The organism is Butyricimonas sp. DFI.6.44, assembly GCF_022132345.1.
Lineage (GTDB): Bacteria > Bacteroidota > Bacteroidia > Bacteroidales > Marinifilaceae > Butyricimonas > Butyricimonas muris.
This window is the reverse complement of the sequence record NZ_JAKNJD010000002.1, coordinates 321,586-339,322: the sequence shown is the minus strand read 5'-3', so window position 1 is coordinate 339,322 and position 17,737 is coordinate 321,586. Positions and strand designations below refer to the sequence as shown.

Annotated in this window: 14 protein-coding genes and 1 pseudogene; 11 read left to right on the top strand and 4 right to left on the bottom strand. The window is 45.4% G+C overall.

The features are described from left to right. Positions 1-52 precede the first annotated feature (52 nt). The 3 genes and pseudogenes from L0M98_RS04770 to L0M98_RS04760 all read right to left on the bottom strand — a co-directional run bounded on the left by L0M98_RS04770 (position 53) and on the right by L0M98_RS04760 (position 2,199). Positions 53-895 (bottom strand): 4-hydroxy-3-methylbut-2-enyl diphosphate reductase, encoded by an 843-nt coding sequence (locus tag L0M98_RS04770; protein WP_227215223.1) that lies wholly within the window; start codon positions 893-895, stop codon positions 53-55. After that, positions 879-1,580 carry a (d)CMP kinase gene (cmk, locus tag L0M98_RS04765; RefSeq protein WP_227215221.1) on the bottom strand — a complete coding sequence of 234 codons (702 nt, stop codon included), beginning with the start codon at positions 1,578-1,580 and terminating at the stop codon, positions 879-881. Before cmk ends, L0M98_RS04770 begins: the two co-directional genes overlap by 17 nt. 53 nt (positions 1,581-1,633) lie before the next feature. Then, a pseudogene (locus L0M98_RS04760) lies at positions 1,634-2,199 on the bottom strand (virulence RhuM family protein). 467 nt (positions 2,200-2,666) lie between these two features. Between L0M98_RS04760 and L0M98_RS04755 the strand changes: the two are divergent. The 11 genes from L0M98_RS04755 to L0M98_RS04705 all read left to right on the top strand — a co-directional run bounded on the left by L0M98_RS04755 (position 2,667) and on the right by L0M98_RS04705 (position 17,060). Next, positions 2,667-3,212, top strand: a complete 546-nt coding sequence (locus tag L0M98_RS04755) for an RNA polymerase sigma factor (RefSeq protein WP_099292027.1) — start codon at positions 2,667-2,669, stop codon at positions 3,210-3,212. Positions 3,213-3,269: 57 nt separating this feature from the next. Further along, a complete protein-coding gene (locus L0M98_RS04750; RefSeq protein WP_227215219.1) occupies positions 3,270-4,424 on the top strand; it encodes a FecR domain-containing protein in 1,155 nt (384 codons plus the stop codon). Positions 4,425-4,590: 166 nt separating this feature from the next. Continuing rightward, a complete protein-coding gene (locus tag L0M98_RS04745; protein WP_227215217.1) occupies positions 4,591-8,133 on the top strand; it encodes a SusC/RagA family TonB-linked outer membrane protein in 3,543 nt (1,180 codons plus the stop codon). Between the two features lie 11 nt (positions 8,134-8,144). Then, positions 8,145-9,701, top strand: a complete 1,557-nt coding sequence (locus L0M98_RS04740) for a RagB/SusD family nutrient uptake outer membrane protein (RefSeq protein WP_227215215.1) — start codon at positions 8,145-8,147, stop codon at positions 9,699-9,701. A gap of 11 nt (positions 9,702-9,712) precedes the next feature. Beyond that, on the top strand, positions 9,713-10,729 hold the full coding sequence (locus L0M98_RS04735) for a hypothetical protein (RefSeq protein WP_227215213.1): 1,017 nt from the start codon (positions 9,713-9,715) through the stop codon (positions 10,727-10,729). Positions 10,730-10,744: 15 nt separating this feature from the next. After that, positions 10,745-11,497: a fibrobacter succinogenes major paralogous domain-containing protein gene (locus L0M98_RS04730; protein WP_099292022.1), complete on the top strand. Its 753-nt coding sequence runs from the start codon at positions 10,745-10,747 to the stop codon at positions 11,495-11,497. An 81-nt stretch (positions 11,498-11,578) separates the two neighbouring features. Then, positions 11,579-12,793 carry a TlpA disulfide reductase family protein gene (locus L0M98_RS04725; RefSeq protein ID WP_227215211.1) on the top strand — a complete coding sequence of 405 codons (1,215 nt, stop codon included), beginning with the start codon at positions 11,579-11,581 and terminating at the stop codon, positions 12,791-12,793. Positions 12,794-12,820: 27 nt separating this feature from the next. Then, positions 12,821-14,080, top strand: coding sequence for a thioredoxin family protein (locus L0M98_RS04720; RefSeq protein WP_227215209.1), 1,260 nt, complete (start codon positions 12,821-12,823; stop codon positions 14,078-14,080). 7 nt (positions 14,081-14,087) lie between these two features. Then, positions 14,088-15,251, top strand: coding sequence for a TlpA disulfide reductase family protein (locus tag L0M98_RS04715; RefSeq protein ID WP_227215207.1), 1,164 nt, complete (start codon positions 14,088-14,090; stop codon positions 15,249-15,251). Between the two features lie 173 nt (positions 15,252-15,424). Further along, positions 15,425-16,702, top strand: coding sequence for a sugar MFS transporter (locus L0M98_RS04710; protein ID WP_227215205.1), 1,278 nt, complete (start codon positions 15,425-15,427; stop codon positions 16,700-16,702). Between the two features lie 112 nt (positions 16,703-16,814). Then, positions 16,815-17,060 carry a hypothetical protein gene (locus tag L0M98_RS04705; protein WP_099292018.1) on the top strand — a complete coding sequence of 82 codons (246 nt, stop codon included), beginning with the start codon at positions 16,815-16,817 and terminating at the stop codon, positions 17,058-17,060. Between the two features lie 4 nt (positions 17,061-17,064). Here the strand turns inward: L0M98_RS04705 and L0M98_RS04700 are convergent, their stop codons facing one another. Next, entirely contained in the window at positions 17,065-17,643 is a 579-nt protein-coding gene (locus L0M98_RS04700) for a LutC/YkgG family protein (RefSeq protein ID WP_227215203.1), read from the bottom strand. Positions 17,644-17,737 lie beyond the last annotated feature (94 nt).

Sequence of the window (17,737 nt, the reverse complement as noted above, 5' to 3'; positions counted from 1 at the left end):
ATCCAAAATCGTAACTCCAAAATTTACAATCACAAATCGTAAATCATAAATCTTAAATCACCGCATTCTTTATTTCTTCCATCACCCATCTCGGTGTCGATGTTGCTCCACTGATTCCCACACTTTCCGCCCCCTCGAACATCTCACCGCTCAAATCAGCTACACCTTGCACGAAATAAGTTCTCGGATTCGCTTCCCGACACACGGCAAACAACTGTTTGCCGTTAGAACTCTTCTCCCCGCTCACGAACAGCACCACGTCGTGTCGCACCGCGAACTCCCTCAACTGCGGGATTCGATTTGCCACCTTGCGGCAAATCGTGTCATTCACCTCCACGCCGCCGCGGGCACACGCTCTCACCAACTCCTCGATCCGCTTGAACCCGTCAAGGCTTTTCGTCGTCTGCGAGAACAGGATAACCAATCGTGAAAAATCTATCTCTTTCAAATCTTCCTCCCGCTCCACGACCAACGCTTCCCCGTTCGTCTGCGCTACCAACCCGTTCACCTCGGCATGTCCCCGCTTCCCGTATATCACGATCTGTCCGCCGTTCGCTTTCACCCGTTCGTATGCCGCTCTGATTTTCTGCTGCAAATTTAATACCACGGGGCACGAAGCGTCTATCACTTCAATATTATTTTTTTCCGCCAAAGCGTAGGAACTCGGCGGCTCGCCATGCGCCCGAAACAATACCCGGCAATCCCGCAAGTCGGCAAACGCCTCGTGGTCTATTGTCCGCAACCCCAATCCCTTCAAGCGATCCACCTCCAGATTGTTGTGAACGATATCCCCGATGCAATAAAGTTCCCCCTGCTGCAACTCCTCCTCGGCCTTGGCGATAGCGTTCACCACGCCGAAACAGAAACCGGAATTCTCGTCAATCTCTACTTTCATATCGTGAACGAATGAGCTTTATCATTTCTTCTACTTCCTCCTCCACCGTCATATCGCTATTATCAATCAACACGGCATCCGGCACCCGTACCAACGGGGCTGTTTCCCGGTGCTCATCGATATAATCCCGCTTGCGCACGTTCGCTTCCACTTCCTCGTACGTCACCTGCTCCCCTTTTCCCTTCAACTCCTCGTACCTACGTCGCGCCCGTACCTCCGGACTCGCCGTCATAAAGAATTTCACTTCCGCGTTCGGAAACACCACGCTACCGATGTCCCGACCGTCCATAATCACGCCACCGGCACTCGCCATTTCCCGCTGTTTCTCCACCAGCAACTCCCGCACGTAAGGCAACGAAGCAACCAAACTCACGTTATCCGACACATCCAGTCTCCGGATAGCCTTCTCCACGTACTCCCCGTTCATGTAGGACTCGTAACGTTTCTTCTCGTCATTGTACTTGAAACCGAAAACAATCGACGGAAGTACTCGTTTCAACCCCTCGTCGTCCACCTTGCCGTCACGAATCAACCCGTCCCGCATCGCTCTCAAGGTCACGATCCTGTACATCGCACCCGTATCTATATAAGTATATCCTAAACGTGCCGCCAAAATCTTGGAAACAGTACTTTTTCCCGTCGAAGAATGCCCGTCCACGGCAATTATCAAACCTTTCTTTTCCATTTTCATTCAAATCTATTCAATGTGCGAAGATACAAAGAACTCGCGAAAAAAAATCAATTTTTATCTTTCAACCTCTTTATCTCTCTATCAAAATCACTTTCAAGCAATTCCATTTCTCGTTTACGATATATCTCGAACTCTTTTTCTGCCTTTTCTATAGCCTGTTTATGTGATATGTTACCTTTGCCGACAAGTATTTTTCTTTTATGGGCAATAGATTGCCACCTTGCTTCAATCGTTCATCATCCATTGCAAAGCCCTTTTGGATATATTCATGAAGTCGCTGCGTTGCCCAACGACGGAAGCGAGTCGCAACTTGCGACTGAACACGATAACCTAGAGCAATTACCATATCCAAATTATAATGATCTATATCTCTTTTGACTTGACGCTTACCTTCTTGGCGAACTAACAAGAATTTCTTGTGAGTTGCCTCCACCCCCAACTCCCCATCCTTATAGATATTATCTACATGCTGGCTAATATTCTGTTGAGTTGTACTATAAATCTCAGCCAACTGATTTTGTGTCAGCCATACATCTTCATCGGCAAAACGCACAGATACACGAGTTATTTCGTTATCGTCTTGATAAAGTATAATTTTATTTTCTTCTTTCATTGGTCTATTTTTCTTCTTTAAAGAATGGTTCCAGAAACTAGCAATAAATTATTGATGACATATGCAAAAGTAGTGATAATTTCTGAAAGAAACAGTGATGACCCGACTGCGGTTATCGAGAATTGGTAAACAAGAAAACAGCATGTATTCCTATATAAAAATTAAATATACTATTTATTTCCTTCTTATTTAATTTGTAAAATAACCTTTTCATTTCCTAATTAAATCCTATTATTTTTATATTTTAATAGGGGTTGAATAGGAGTTGAATGGGAGTTGAATAGGAGATGCTATAAAGCAACTATAAATAATATAGATATATTATAACTGTTATTTACTTTGTTTTACACTTTACTTCTTATGAACTTCAAATAAAATAACACCTTTTCCAAGTACACATATCAAAAAAGATAATATTTCGACTTTTAAAATATTAACATTATATTTGTGCATTCAACTCACGAGGCATGGAAAACGGCATTAAAAGCATAGACACGTTCAAGGAATTGTACATGAGTCACTTTCAAGCAGTGGTGGGATTTTGTCATACCTATTTGAAAGACCGGGAACAATCCATGGATGTGACTCAAGAAACCTTCTTCAAACTGTACGAGCGGCTCGATGATGCTTATTCCCGTCAAAATGCCATAGCCTTTCTCTATATCACGGCTAAGAATCTCTGCATGGATGTCCTGAGGCACGAAAAATTCAACACGGAAGACGTCGATGAATTGAAAGAGAAATTATATTCCGATGATTTCTTTCTGGATGAAATCACGAACCAAGAAATGATACGTTTCGTTCAAGCCGCCGTTGCACAATTGACCGGTCGCAGTCTTGAAATAGCCCGTCTTGCACTCGACGGATTGGGGAACCAAGAAATAGCCGACACGTTGGGTATTTCTATCAATTCGGTCAAATCGCTAAAAAAAGAGATGTATTCCAAGCTACGAGAAATTATTGGTAAAGAATACGTTATATTATTCTTCGCGAAATATTTATTAAAAATCTAGAAATCGACTCACCCGCTTTTCGACCTCATCCGTATTCAAAGAGTAGAAAGAATGAATATGGAAAAACAAATTATAAAAAGAATCGAAGTCGCACGTCTGGTTGCCCTGCACAAACTGGGGGTTCTACCGGAGGATGAAGAACGGCGGCTGGCGGCGTGGGCGGCACAAAGCGAGGAAAACCGTCAACTTTACGAGAAACTGCTGCACGCGGAAACTTCCCGGAACAACGGGATGCCAACCACCGAGAAAGCGTGGCAGGACTTCACCCGAAGATACCGGGTACGCCCGAAAAGATACGCCACGTGGCGTCGGGTAAGTTACACGGCTGTCGCCTGCTGCGCGGCAGTATTACTCACGACGGGTATTCTGCATTTCTATTCGCGGGATAAAGCCGATGAAATCATGACGCCACGCCCGCTGAACTCGGTGCAACTCGTGCTCGAGAATGGAAACACCATCACCCTCGACCGGGAAGAACATGCCGCTATCAAACAAACTGCAAGTATCCCTCTCGAGATGAATCAAAAAGAAATTGACTACACGACTGTCGAGCAGGAATCACTCCAAGAAATTCCCGTTTACCACAAAATCATTGTACCCAAATACGGGGAATACACCGTGAAACTCGCGGACAACACGGTCGTGAAACTGAACTCGGAAAGTACCTTGAAATACCCGGTAGCGTTCAACGGGGATACCCGGGAAGTGTGGTTAAGCGGGGAAGCCTATCTTGAAGTAACCCGCGATACATCCAAACAATTTATCGTCCACGCGGCAGGGACAGAGATTGCCGTGCTGGGCACGACATTCAACGTGAACGCGTATGACACGGAAAAAGAAGTAGCCACAACCCTCGTCAACGGTAAGGTTGAAGTAAGCAACGAGGTTACCACTCAGGTCATCAGTCCGGGACAACAAGCCATCACCAGCCGGGATAACCCGCTAATAGAGGTGAAAAAAGTAGACACGCGAGTAGTCACGGCATGGGTACGGGATATGTTCTACTTCGACGAGGAACCCCTTGCCTCAATCATGGAAACTCTCGCCCGCTGGTACGAGTTCCGGGTGGTCTTTGAAAATGAAAATGCCAAACAACGTCGGTTCACCCTTGAAGTATCCCGCTATGCTGATATAGACAAGGTACTCAACTTTATAGAGGAAACCCGGGTGGTCAAATGCAGGAAGGAAGGCAATACCATATACATCAAGTAGATAAAAGAAAACAGGTCATGCTACCAACACGACCTGCCACAAATTTAATGATATACACTCCCCCGTCAAAGCGAGTGTAATTATAAACCTATAAAACAAAAGAATGAAAAATGATTGTTTTATTCATGCCCCCGTGCATGAAAAATTAAAAAAATTGTTGCTAATTATGAAGCTAAACGCATTGTTAATGTTGTTGTTTTGCATGAATCTATCGGCGGGAGTCCTCGCGCAAGAGGCTCTCCTGACGGTAGAGGTCGAGAACGGGAGTATCCGTGACGTGATGCAAACAATTAAACAACAGAGTGAATACACGTTTGTTTACAACGTGGAAGAAGTCGGTCACCTCGGGAACCTATCCGTTCACATGAAGGACGCCGATATACGGTCTATTCTGGACGTATGCCTGAAAGACAGCGGGTTGGAATACAGTATTCACGAGAATGTTATCGTGATCCGCAAGGCTATCATCCAAAAGCAAGAAGAGATACGAAAAATCAAAGGTATCGTCACGGATAAGAATAAAGAACCGCTACCGGGTGTGACGGTTATGATAAAAGGGACAACACTCGGGGTGTCGACCAACGCCGAGGGACGGTTCGAGCTCGTGCAACCGAAAGACACGAACAATATCGAGTTGCTCGTGTCCTTCATCGGGATGAAGACGCAAACGATTCGGTACAAGGGAGAAGAGTTGTTAAAGGTGGTACTGGAAGAAGACACGCAAGAGATGGAGGAAGTAGTGGTGACGGGTTACCAACGGGTGGACCGGAGAAAAAACACGAGTGCCGTCAAAACATTAAACGTTGACAATATCATGATTGCTTCCGCAACATCCATTGACCAAATGCTGGAAGGTCGGGTACCGGGAATGATTTTGATGACCAACTCGGGTGAAGTGGGTGTCGTTCCAAAAATTCGTATCCGTGGTACATCGACATTGGTGGGTAATCGTGAACCATTATGGGTAGTGGACGGAATCATCGTGCAAGACCCCGTGCCAATCCAAGCAGAAGAATTGAATGACCCGGACTATATCAACCGCATCGGTAATGCCATCGCGGGACTAAACCCGCAGGACATCGAGCGTTTGGATATATTGAAAGACGCAGCTGCAACCGCTTTGTACGGGGCAAAAGCTGCCAATGGAGTCATCGTGGTTACAACTAAAAAAGGTCATATCGGGAAACCGGTTATCAATTATAACATGACAGCTACCTTTCGTCAGCGTCCGCGTTATTCCGACCGCAAAATAGACTTGATGAACTCCCGGGAAAGAATCCAAGTGTCGCGGGAACTTCACGAGCAACATTATGAATACGATAATAACGCTAACATGGTCGGATACGAGGGATTATTATCAGACCTCTACCAAGGAAAAATTACGGACAAACAGTTTGCCGAAAAAGTGGCACGCTTGGAAACGGTGAACACGGATTGGTTCGACCTGTTGACCGAAGACACGTTCTCGCACCAACACACGTTAAGCATGTCGGGCGGTTCGGAGAAAACCCGTTATTACTCGTCCATCGGGTTCACCCGTGACAATGACGTCATCAAGGGAAATTATAACCAACGTTACACGGCATCCCTGAATCTTGAAACTACATTCAGTCAATGGTTCACCGCTTCCGTTCAGTTACAAGGAAATATCAGCAAGAAAAAATATAATCAGGATGAAATTGCCCCGATGGATTACGCTTACAATTCCAGTCGTGCTATCCCCGCCTATGATGAAGAGGGAGAATACGCGTACTATGAAAAATATGAAAGCACAAGTAACTCATATTGGAATTACAATATATTGAACGAACTCGAAAACAGTTACTCCAAACAAAACGCCTCCGGTATCACGGTCAATACCAACCTGCAATTCCGTTTTACAGACTGGCTGAACGCACAAGCCATTCTTTCCTACACGAATTCCAACACGGAAATAGAAGGCTACTGGGGTGAACACACATGGCATGTCGCCGCTATTCGTAGAGCTAATTACGGGGAAACTCCATGGAGCGAAGGTACACTTCCTTTCGGGGGCGAATTAAAGCACAACGAAACCCGGCAAAACTCTTACACGGCACGTTTGCAGGTGAATGCCAATAAATACTGGGGAGCAGACGAGCAACATAACATCAATGCCAGCGGCGGTTTCGAGATGAGTTCCACGCATTATAACGGTTTCTCGTCTGTTCACAGGGGATATTATCCCGAACGGGGAAAAATGTTCGTGAACAACATCAACGCGGAAGATTACCCTGCCTATGCGGCTTGGGCTGCCAATAATACTCCCTCGATTAAAGATGACCTGTCCAACATTGTTTCGGGTTATTTGAGCATTTCTTACAGTTACCGGAATTATTTTACCCTAAACGTGAACGGACGTACCGACGGGTCAAACCGATTCGGGGACAAGAGTAATGACAAATTCCTTCCCATTTGGTCGGCATCCGGGAATTACAATCTCACGGAACACGATTTCTTCAAACGGGTGTGGCTCAACTACCTGAGTTTTAAAATGTCGTACGGGTACCAAGGGAATATGCTTTCGGATGTTTCACCGGTGCTATTAATGCAAAAAAATCCTTTCGACCCTTATTACAAGGAGATGACCGCATCGGTGAACCAAGTGCCTAACCCGAACCTCAAATGGGAAAAAACGCAATCGCTCAATCTCGGTCTTACGGTTGCCGCTCTGGACAACCGCATCCAAATCGAGGCGGAATATTACTACAAGCGGACAAAAGATGCCTTCATGACCAAGAAAATCGCTACCATAAACGGATTGGATTCTTATAGCATCAACGGTGGCGACATTGAAAATAAAGGATACGGCATCGATGTTACCTTCAACCCTATCAAGAGTAAAACTTGGAACTGGTTGCTGTCGACCTCGTTCTCGAAAGATTTCAACAAAGTGAAAAGCGACCCGGATTCACAAACCTACGATTACGAAGATTTCCTCGACGGTACCGTGGTCGTGAAAAACAAAGCCGTAAATACTTTCTACTCGTACAAGTTTATCGGACTTAGCCCCGTTAACGGCGGACCGATGTTCGATGACTATGAAGACCGCCAATACGAACTGGACGGATTAAGCAAGTACGATACTTTCAAAAAAGTATTAACTGCTTCCGGACGCCGCGAACCGTATATGTCCGGAAGCCTAAGCACGACTTTACGCTACAAGAACTTGCGCATGAACGGGATGTTTGCCTACAGCTTGGGGTCAAAAGTCCGACTATTTAGAACGTTCCGCTATAATAAAGACCTTACAATCGCACCGGAAAGCAATCTTCATCGTGAATTATTGAACCGTTGGAAAAATCCCGGCGATGAAAAACACACGAATATTCCGGCCATTATAGCTCAAAATAGTGGATATTATTTCGATTACAACGAACATTGGTCAGGTGTCAACTTCTACAATATTCAAACATTTGCCGACAACTTATGGGATATGTACGACTATTCGGATGCACGTGTCGTTAGCGGTAACTACTTGAAATGCTCCAATTTGAGTTTCACGTACGAGTTTGGTGAACGCATTCTGCCCAAATTAAGATTAAGCAGACTTGCCATTTCGTTATCAGGCACCAATTTATTCACGATTTGCTCCAAAAAGTTAAAAGGGCAAACCCCTACACAAGGATTCACGGAAGTGTCCTTGTCCGACCGCCCTACTTATTCGTTTAGTTTGAACGTTTCATTTTAAAACAACCTGCTATGAAAAATATATTTATAGTATTCCTCCTATTCACCCTAACGGCTTGTTCCAGCTTTCTTGAAGAGTATTCTCAAGATTTGGCAAAGGTTGAAACCGTCGACGATTTGAACGAGTTGCTATTGGGAGATGCCTATCTTCCCGTGGGATTTTACGAAGCATATAATTCTTCCGCCCTACAACCTTACAACCTATTCATCCATTTCATGTCGGACGAACTGCAACAAGGACCTATCAACGAGAACCGTTTAGAGGTTGCTGACCCGGAGGCATTGTTCGGTTATTTCACTTGGCAACGCCAAGTGGGTATGAATCCCAAGGGAACAAGTATCAGCTCAGAAGACAGATGTTGGAAAAAGAGCTACAAATACATCAACACGACCAACATGATACTGGACGAACTGGATGGTGTAACCGCACGCAATAAAAGTGAAGAACTCGACAAAATCAGAATCGAAGGCGAAGCGTATTTCCTACGCGCCTTGTATTATTTCACCCTTGCCAATCTCTACGCCGCTCCTTACGAACCATCCAAAGCGGCTTCAACCCCGGGTATCCCGTTAAAATTAACCTCTTATATTGAAGATAAGGATTATCACTTGGGGACGTTATCCGAGGTGTACGCTCAAATCATCGATGATTTGGAAAAAGCAGAAGCCTGCTTGAAACAAACGGAACGAGTATCCATTTATCATGCCGATTTAACGGCTACCTATTTGCTGATGAGCCGGGTTTATCTTTACATGCAGGACTACCCGAATACCCGGAAATACGCCCAACTTGTGCTTGACCGCAACGATGCCCTAACCGATTTGAACGGTTTTGCCGACGAAAATGGCAATTTCCTGAATGCCTCGTTGCCCGAAATTCTGTTTTCCATGGGAGGACACCAATTATCAACCGGCATCATGGGATACGAAGGTCGCCGGCACTACGACAACGAGCGCCCGTTCTACATCTCGGAGGAGTTGTGCAACGCTTTTAATGACAATGATTTGAGAAAGAAACACTACATCAAAAAAGAGGGAGATTATTTCATCTTCCAGAAAGTACGGTGGGATATGAAAGAACATGCGGCATCCAAATGTCCTATCTCAGATAACTACTTGTTCCGCACAACCGAGGCATATTTAAATCTGGCAGAAGCCGCCGCGTTGGACAATGACGAGGATACCGCACGCGAGAAACTCCAATTACTACGCAGCAAACGATACAAAACTCCTCCTGCCCTTAACGCCACGGGAAACGCGCTTGTCGATTCCATACGACTGGAACGTCAACGCGAACTTTGTCTGGAAGGTCATCGCTGGTATGACTTACGCCGCTACACGGTATGCGACAAATATCGTTGGTCCAAAGAGTACACACACGTCTATTATGATTTCAAAATGGACCCGGATACATACTCCCAAGTGATTTCCCAAGCTCGTTACTATCGACTGGAGAAAGACGACAAGGCTTACACGTTGGCTCTTCCGCGAGAAGTAATCGAATTCCAGAACACGCTGGGCAAAAACGAACGCCCGGACCGAGAACCATACGAAACTATTAACTATTAATGGAATACAAGATGGACAAAATATTTTACCTTATTATTTTTAGTTTGCTTTTAGGAGCATGCAGCAAGGAAGATTCACTAGAGCCGACTGGCGAACGCGATGATTATTTCTCCGTGTCGGAAAACGCGACAGACCCAGAATCAGTGATAAGACGCAAATTCTATGAAGACCACGGGGTTCACGTGCTTTTCAATGATACTCTTCGACACGAACAACGGGGCACTTACGCGGACGGCACGCCTTACTGGTACACGGAAACAATAGATTTAGGTTACTCTCTTAGAAGTGATGATGGAAAAGACTTCCAATTCGAGTATATAAATACACAAACGACAAAAGAGGAAGCCATCAAGTTTGTTGAAGATTACATACTTCCGCACTTGGGCAAATCGGTCCGGCCCTATTCATTCCTGTTAGTGGATAATCTCTCCGATTGGTACGGGAAAAAATGGAGAACTATTGATTATTACGAGGGTGAACGTTGTCTGGCTCTGAATATGAAACCGGTTCTTGACACGGAGGACGAACAAGCATATAGTGACTATTGCACGATAATCTTCCAATCCATCGTCACGAATAAAATGGGAAAATTAGACAAAGCTATTTTTGATGAATTCAACGCATTCAGCGATGAATACTATTGGTATGATTACGTTGATTTCTACGAGGATTTTTATGATTATTATGATGATTTTTATGACAATTATAAAGATGATTATGATGATACAAAGGATGCTTACGAAGCAGGAGAAATAAATGAAGAAGAATACCTTCAAAACGAGGCTGTACAAGCTTACAATGAGTATTACGCGTACTGTAAACAAATTGCCAACGAGTGTGGATTCATTTCAGTCAGCACGAGAGGATGGTTTCCCAGTTACGCCTCAGACGATAGAAATACTTACGTTAAAGCTATTTTCAATACTCCGGAGGAAGAATTTATGGAGGAGTATAAAGACTATCCTATCGTTCGCACGAAATACAGCTTAATTAAAAAAATAATTAGTGACATGGGATTTGTTTTTTAAATAAATAAACAGCATATGAAAAAGATATTTGGATATATATTAGTCGTGATACTCTCGGTATGTATCGGATGTAACGACGATGACAATAATCGCCTGCCCGAGATAAAACCGGAAGCGGAAGGAACCGTTAAAGACAATGAAGGTAACGAATACGGGTGGGTTCGTTACGCGGGACTGGATTGGATGACCAGCAATTTCAAGGCGGGAGAACGCTATTACGAACAAAAAAGAGTTGACGATTGGGGAGACCTCGTGTATGTGGTCGATACCGATAGAGAACAGGCCGCCATGGATTGGGATAATTACGGCAACATGTACACTTACGAAGAAGCGTTGAAGAATGCAGAATTACTCCCCGAAGGCTGGCGTCTACCTACCGATGACGATTGGAAAAAACTGGAACAAGCCATGGGTATGTCCGAATCGGAGGCTGAAGCAACCGGAATGCGCGGAAGCGTTGAAGGCGCATTGCTCCAACAAGATGCGACAGGTAGCGGGATGTTGCTACGATTGGGAGGATTCGCTTTAGTGTACGGTCGTCCCGCGGATGTACGTCACCGACACTTGAGAGAACACGGTTATTTCTGGACTGCCACGGAAGCAGTATCCGAAAATGACATGACTCTTGCCCCAACCGTGTATTTCCGAAAAGTATCTTGTACCACCTCGCAAATCGAACGAAACGCTACAAAAAGCTATGACACGAATTACGAAGGCAATTTCTCGAAATACATGAGTGTACGTTACGTGCGTGATGCACAAGACTAAACCGCTACTAGAAATAAAATGAAATCAAACGTGAATAAACACGTTTGATTTCATAATGATATAAATTCAAAAACACTCGCAATGAAATTTTTATACATTTTTATCGGGGCACTTTTATTGAGTGCCGCCTGCACTTCTCATGAAGAGAAATATTCCATCCGGGGTAACTTTCCCGGGCTAAAGGACGGAATGACCGTCACGCTCAGAAATATTGAAGGAGAGGATGCCATACTATTGGCAACAGACACTGTTCGCAACGGACGTTTCGAACTACACGGGCAAGTTGCTTCACCTACTTTTTGTGAATTAACAGTTTCAAACCGCCCGCTCGTGACCGAGAAACGTGATGTAAAAAATCAAAAGACTTGGGTTTTTCTTGACAACTCGTGTTTGACTCTTGATGTTCCCCATTTCGACAGTATAGGTTATGTAAGTACGCTTATGCCTTTTGCGAGCGAACGTGTCGGCGCAGTGACGGGTAGCGCACGACAAAAGGAATTCAACAGTTACAGGGAAGAGTTACTACCGTTAGAGTTGGACGCCTTTCAAGCCAACGACACACTTTCCAAGTTAAACTTTTACCACAAGTACGAGTACCCGAAAGAGTTATATGACAAAATCTACGCTGAATTTTACCCGCAAAAAATAGAGAAAGAAAACATCGTGGATAACGCCCGCATGAATTTCATCCGTCAGCACCCGACTTCTCCCGTGTCATTCTATATCGCAGAGAAAATGATAGAAAAGGACTTCACCCGCACCCGGGAAGAACTGGAAGAACTAGCCCGTGTGGCGGAACAAGTTGAGGACTCAATACGCAGACCTCGGTTCCGGAAAAAAATGGAACTGGCAATGAAACGATACAAGGGAATACGCTACGCCGACTTGGAAATGGAAAACACGAAAGGCGAAAAGGAACAATTGTCCAATCACGCACGACCGGGAAGCTACACGTTAATCGACTTTTGGGCATCGTGGTGTGGTCCATGCCGAGCAGCTATCCCTTCCGTGAAAAAGCTATATGACCAATACAATCGGGAACAATTGAACGTGATCAGCATCTCGATGGACAACAAAAAAGCCAACTGGAAGGAAGCGCTAAAAGAAGAGAATATGCCATGGACGCAATTGACTTACTCGGGTGAAAAAAGCTACAACGACATATTCAAGCACTACAATGTCACCAGCATACCGCGGCTCGTGCTTCTTGACCCGGCAGGAAGGGTAGTGTTCAGTAGTCACGACGCGGACGCCCTGCAATTAACCGTACGCCAATTACTGGAAAATAATCAATAATAAATTCGTATTGTAAAAATTACCTGTATGAAAAAAATCTATTTGTTTATCGCTATCTTGTTTGTGCAAATCACGGTGTTCGCGCAGGAAGGCGTGAACTTCCGTGATTTAACTTTCACTGAAGCCCTAGAGGCAGCGAAAAAAGAGAATAAACTCGTGTTCATGGACTGCTACACCGAGTGGTGCGGACCATGCAAGAACATGGCGAATAACGTGTTCCCGCGAAAAGAGGCGGGAGATTACTTCAATCCCCGTTTCGTGTGCGTGAAATATGACATGGAAAAAGGTGAAGGCGTGGAACTGGCTAAAAAATTCGACGTGCACGCCTACCCCACTTTCGTTATCATCCGTCCCGACGGCACGATACAACACAAATTGGTCGGGGGCGACAAGCTAGAAACCTTTATCGAGAGTGTGGAAAAAGGCTTGAACGAGAAGACCTCGCTACTGTACATGCACCAAGAATACGAGAAAGGCAAGATGAGCAATGCCGAACTTTTGGCATATAAAAATGCCTTATCGGATGCTGCCAGTGACGAGAAAGCCGCTAAGGTGTACAAGGAGTTATTGCAACGCCTCACGGACAAGGAAAAGACCGAGAAAGCATACTGGTCGATTTACGAGGACGAAAGTTGCGTGATCGGTTCTCCCATGTTCGACTTCCTGCTGGCGAACCTCGATGCCATCCGAAAGAACACGGGCGAAGAAATCGTGGAGAAATTCTTGTTCTATCACCATGCTAAGATATTACAGGATTACATCGCCGGGTACGCCAAAGAAGACGCCGCCCCCGTGGAGAAAGTGAAAGCACAAATCAACGGCTTCCGTATCAAGGGACAAGAAAGTCTGGAAAAAATGTTAGCCTTGGCAGAACCTGTCAGCCAACGGGATATCGAAAAGGTTGCCGCCATCGTGAAAGCAAAAATACCACACGTGAATGCCGAAGAATTGAAAATGTACGCTTTCGGATTCCGTGCCATCTTGTGGAAAACCCAAGAACCTTATCCCGCTAACTACGGGAAACTCGGCAAAAAACTCACGCAACAAGTTATCGCCCACATGGAAAAAAAGGCTGAAAACTTATCAAGCAACGACCTCACCACTTATGACATCATATTGTCGTGCTTCGGGGATAGATTGGAAAAAGAAGATTACGCTCGCCTTATCGCCCTAGGGGAAAAAGTACTTCCCAATTTACCCGACGACGACGATAAACGCTACACGAAATGGATATTAGACGGATACAAAAAACGTTTGAACAAGGAAAAACAATCTGATAAAAAATAAGATGAACATGAAAAAAAGATACCTATCATTCCTATTACTGGCAAGCGCCATAAGCGCCTGTGACATGAAACCCATGGATCATTTCGTGCTTCGCGGTACCATTCCCGGGGCAATGGACAGCACGGAAATAGAATTAGCTATCCCCGGGGAAAACAAAGAACGTCTTAAGGGATTTATCGTCAACGAGCGATTCGAATTCCGGGGAAAACTGGAACAACCCACTCTCTGCGAACTACGCTTGAATAACCAAGACATCTGTGACCGGAAAAACATAAAAGAAGAAAACAAAATTATTTACGCGGATATCAATTTCTTCGTGGAGAACGGGGAATTGACATTTACCACACCTCACGTGGACAGTCTGCCTCACTCTTTCTGGAAATACGATATTCGTAAAGAGAAAAACTACACACTAACGGGTTCCCCGGCACAAGATATTTATTATGCCTACCAGCAACAAACTATCCCCGCCCGACATCTTCTCCGAACGTTTAGATTCCAAGAGAACAAACAACCGGAAGACGCCAAAAGAATGATAGCGGCACAAGCAGAACTGGCTCGACAAAACCGGGAATTTATAGCGGGCCACTCGAACCTCGCCGTGAATCTGGTGTTAGTCGAGGAATTGAAAAAAGAACCTTTTACTTACGACCAAGGTTATCTTGATGAACTGGAACAACTCTTCGCTTCCTACCGGGATACTTGCCCGAGGCTTAAAAATTTCCGTCAGTACCTGAAAGAAGCGAGCGCATTCGCCCAAGGCAAACCGTTACAGGAAGGAAAAGTGATAACCCCGAAAGGCGACACGCTATCTCTCCTCGCCCAATTGAAGGCGGGACAATACACGTTGATTGACTTCTGGGCATCGTGGTGCGGACCGTGCCGGGCAAGTTTCCCTCACTTACGAGAGATGTACAAGCTGCACGGGGAAAAAGTCAATTTTATCAGCGTATCGCTGGACAAAGAGGAAAAAGAGTGGCAAAAGGCCATGGGAGAAGAAAAGTTGCCTTGGTCCCAGTTCCTCGCTACCCGTGCTTTGAGCAAAGAAGTCGGCAAATACTATAATCTCAAGTCTATACCGACCTTCTTGTTTATTGACCCCGACGGGAAAATCATTTTCTCGGGGCACAGCAGTGACGAACTGGAAGCGGAATTAGCAAAAACACACTAACTAACATCTCTATTTTCTTTATTAGATTGTAAACGAGGTTGTTTCGGCAGCCTCGTTTTATTATTATCCCCTCTCCGGGCAATAATTTTCTACAATTTCATCCATCATTATCAAAAATTAATAACTTTGTAGGACTCTTATGTGTTTACGTGTTTATGTATATTATTAATTAGATGATGATGGAACAAAAGAAAAATTCTTACAGCATGGGGATTATCATTATTGGAATCCTCTTCTTTATCTTCGGGTTCGTCACGTGGTTGAACGCTACCCTAATCCCTTATCTTAAAATCGCTTGCGAACTGCAACACGAGTGGCAAAGCTACCTCGTGACCTTCGCTTTCTACATTGCCTACTTTGTCATGGCACTACCCTCGTCATGGGTATTGCGCAAGACAGGCTACAAAAACGGCATGATGCTCGGGTTGCTCGTGATGGCAGTCGGGGCATTACTGTTTATACCCGCGGCGATGACTCGCACCTACGGTCTGTTCCTGCTGGGACTTTTTATCATGGGTACGGGATTGTCCGTGCTGCAAACCGCATCCAACCCCTACGTGATTGAATTGGGAGCCCCGGAAAGTGCCGCCCAACGGGTGAGCATCATGGGTATTTGCAACAAGGTGGCAGGAGCCATCAGCCCGCTTATCCTCGGGTCTATCATGTTGAAAAACATCGATGCACTGGAAGCAAGTTTAAAGACAATGGATCCTATCCAAAAAGCGGCAGAACTCGACCTTCTGGCATCGAAATCCATCATACCCTACATCGTGATTATGGTGTCGCTCGTCGTGCTGGCGCTGTTCGTGCGTTTCTCTCCGCTTCCCCAGATCGAAGACCCGGAAGAAGAAGAAGGCAGTATCCAACACGGGGGTAAATCAAGTATATTCAGCTTCCCGCACTTGTGGATCGGTATCGTCACCTTGTTCCTTTACGTGGGAGTCGAGGTTATCGCCATAGACACGGTCATCGGGTACGCTAAATCATTAAACATGAACATGGAAGCCGCCCGGGTATTCCCGACCTTCGGCATGATTGCCATGATCGTCGGTTACATTATCGGTATCATCGCCATCCCGAAATACATCACCCAAGAACGGGCTTTAGCTTACTGTGCCGTCCTCGGCGTCATCCTCGGGATATGCACCGCCGTTCTTCCGGCTAACGTGTCTATCTGGTGTTTGACCTTGTTAAGCCTTGCTAACTCGCTGATGTGGCCGGCAATCTTCCCGCTCGCCATCTTCGGCTTGGGACGTCACACGAAAACCGGATCGGCTCTGCTTATCATGGCTATCGCCGGGGGAGCCTTGCTTCCGATGCTATACGGCTCACTCACCACCTGCATGGGCTTCCAAGGTGCTTACTGGATGGTATTACCGTGCTACCTGTTTATCCTCTACTTCGCCGTAGCGGGACACCGGGTTGGCATTAAACATTTATATAATAAATAGTTACAGGTTGCAAGTTGCATTTACCTCCGGCAAGTTGCAGGTTAATCATGAACTTGTAACCCACGGAAAGCGAATGCAACTTGTAACTTGCCAAAGGCAAAATAACAAATTTATGGAAAAAACGAAAGCACTCAAAAACAGAAAGTTATTCGGCATAGCCGCTATTCTATTCCTATGCGTCGGTATCGTCCACGTCGGCTACAAAGCCCTCCAGTTCGCGGATACCCCGGAATGGGGAGCTCCTTGGTATTTTGCCCTTTTCTCCCCGGGAATTATTTACCTTTTCCCCTTGATAGTATCTTTCGCCGCCTATCGCTTTTTCTCGAAGGCAGCCGATAAGGGAGAGGACGGTTTATAAACCTTTACTCCAGAATCACCGTCACTCCTCTTGCCCCGTGAGCCCCGATAACCAGCGCTTGCTCGATATCGGCAGTCTTTGAAGGTCCGGCGATAAAACTACCGTATTCGTAATCATCGAAATCCGGTTGGGTATACGCCTCGTGCATATTATTCACGAGACGAGTGCGATCCAGTATCACCACCAACGCTTCCGCGATAAAAAGCAATGCCTTGTAACGAGTCTGTCGCTTTATCCACACCATCCCGTTTTCCAACACCCCGAACTCTCCTCGCACAACCCCTACATTCGTACCGTTCAACTCTCTCGGATCATCCAACATATCCGGATTCACCGTCGCACAAGTAATCTCCGGCAAATTCGAAGCTATCGACTTGGCATCCGGGTAAGCCTTCCGGATTACCTCGTTCACGTCCTGCCCCTTATCAAGCAACACGTAATTCGCTCCCACCGCTTTCAATATCTTTTCAAATTGCACCAGCGGATCGGAATAAACTAACGGCGTAAATGTCATCTCCGGGCGTTCCACGCGGTCAATCCCGTGAGCTTTTATCCTTGCAAATATTTCATCTTTACTACCCATAACTTATATATTTATGATTTTAGATTGAAGATTTTAGATTTTAAGCCCCTTTCTACCGACTTTACCGTTCCCCAGCAAATGAAGAGAAATCTGA

Excerpts from the sequence above, each read along its gene's own strand:
- L0M98_RS04770 (WP_227215223.1), bottom strand. The coding sequence starts at position 895 with ATGAAAGTAGAGATTGACGAGAATTCCGGTTTCTGTTTCGGCGTGGTG.
- cmk (WP_227215221.1), bottom strand. The coding sequence starts at position 1,580 with ATGGAAAAGAAAGGTTTGATAATTGCCGTGGACGGGCATTCTTCGACG.
- L0M98_RS04755 (WP_099292027.1), top strand. The coding sequence starts at position 2,667 with ATGGAAAACGGCATTAAAAGCATAGACACGTTCAAGGAATTGTACATG.
- L0M98_RS04750 (WP_227215219.1), top strand. The coding sequence starts at position 3,270 with ATGGAAAAACAAATTATAAAAAGAATCGAAGTCGCACGTCTGGTTGCC.
- L0M98_RS04745 (WP_227215217.1), top strand. The coding sequence starts at position 4,591 with ATGAAGCTAAACGCATTGTTAATGTTGTTGTTTTGCATGAATCTATCG.
- L0M98_RS04740 (WP_227215215.1), top strand. The coding sequence starts at position 8,145 with ATGAAAAATATATTTATAGTATTCCTCCTATTCACCCTAACGGCTTGT.
- L0M98_RS04735 (WP_227215213.1), top strand. The coding sequence starts at position 9,713 with ATGGACAAAATATTTTACCTTATTATTTTTAGTTTGCTTTTAGGAGCA.
- L0M98_RS04730 (WP_099292022.1), top strand. The coding sequence starts at position 10,745 with ATGAAAAAGATATTTGGATATATATTAGTCGTGATACTCTCGGTATGT.
- L0M98_RS04725 (WP_227215211.1), top strand. The coding sequence starts at position 11,579 with ATGAAATTTTTATACATTTTTATCGGGGCACTTTTATTGAGTGCCGCC.
- L0M98_RS04720 (WP_227215209.1), top strand. The coding sequence starts at position 12,821 with ATGAAAAAAATCTATTTGTTTATCGCTATCTTGTTTGTGCAAATCACG.
- L0M98_RS04715 (WP_227215207.1), top strand. The coding sequence starts at position 14,088 with ATGAAAAAAAGATACCTATCATTCCTATTACTGGCAAGCGCCATAAGC.
- L0M98_RS04710 (WP_227215205.1), top strand. The coding sequence starts at position 15,425 with ATGATGATGGAACAAAAGAAAAATTCTTACAGCATGGGGATTATCATT.
- L0M98_RS04705 (WP_099292018.1), top strand. The coding sequence starts at position 16,815 with ATGGAAAAAACGAAAGCACTCAAAAACAGAAAGTTATTCGGCATAGCC.
- L0M98_RS04700 (WP_227215203.1), bottom strand. The coding sequence starts at position 17,643 with ATGGGTAGTAAAGATGAAATATTTGCAAGGATAAAAGCTCACGGGATT.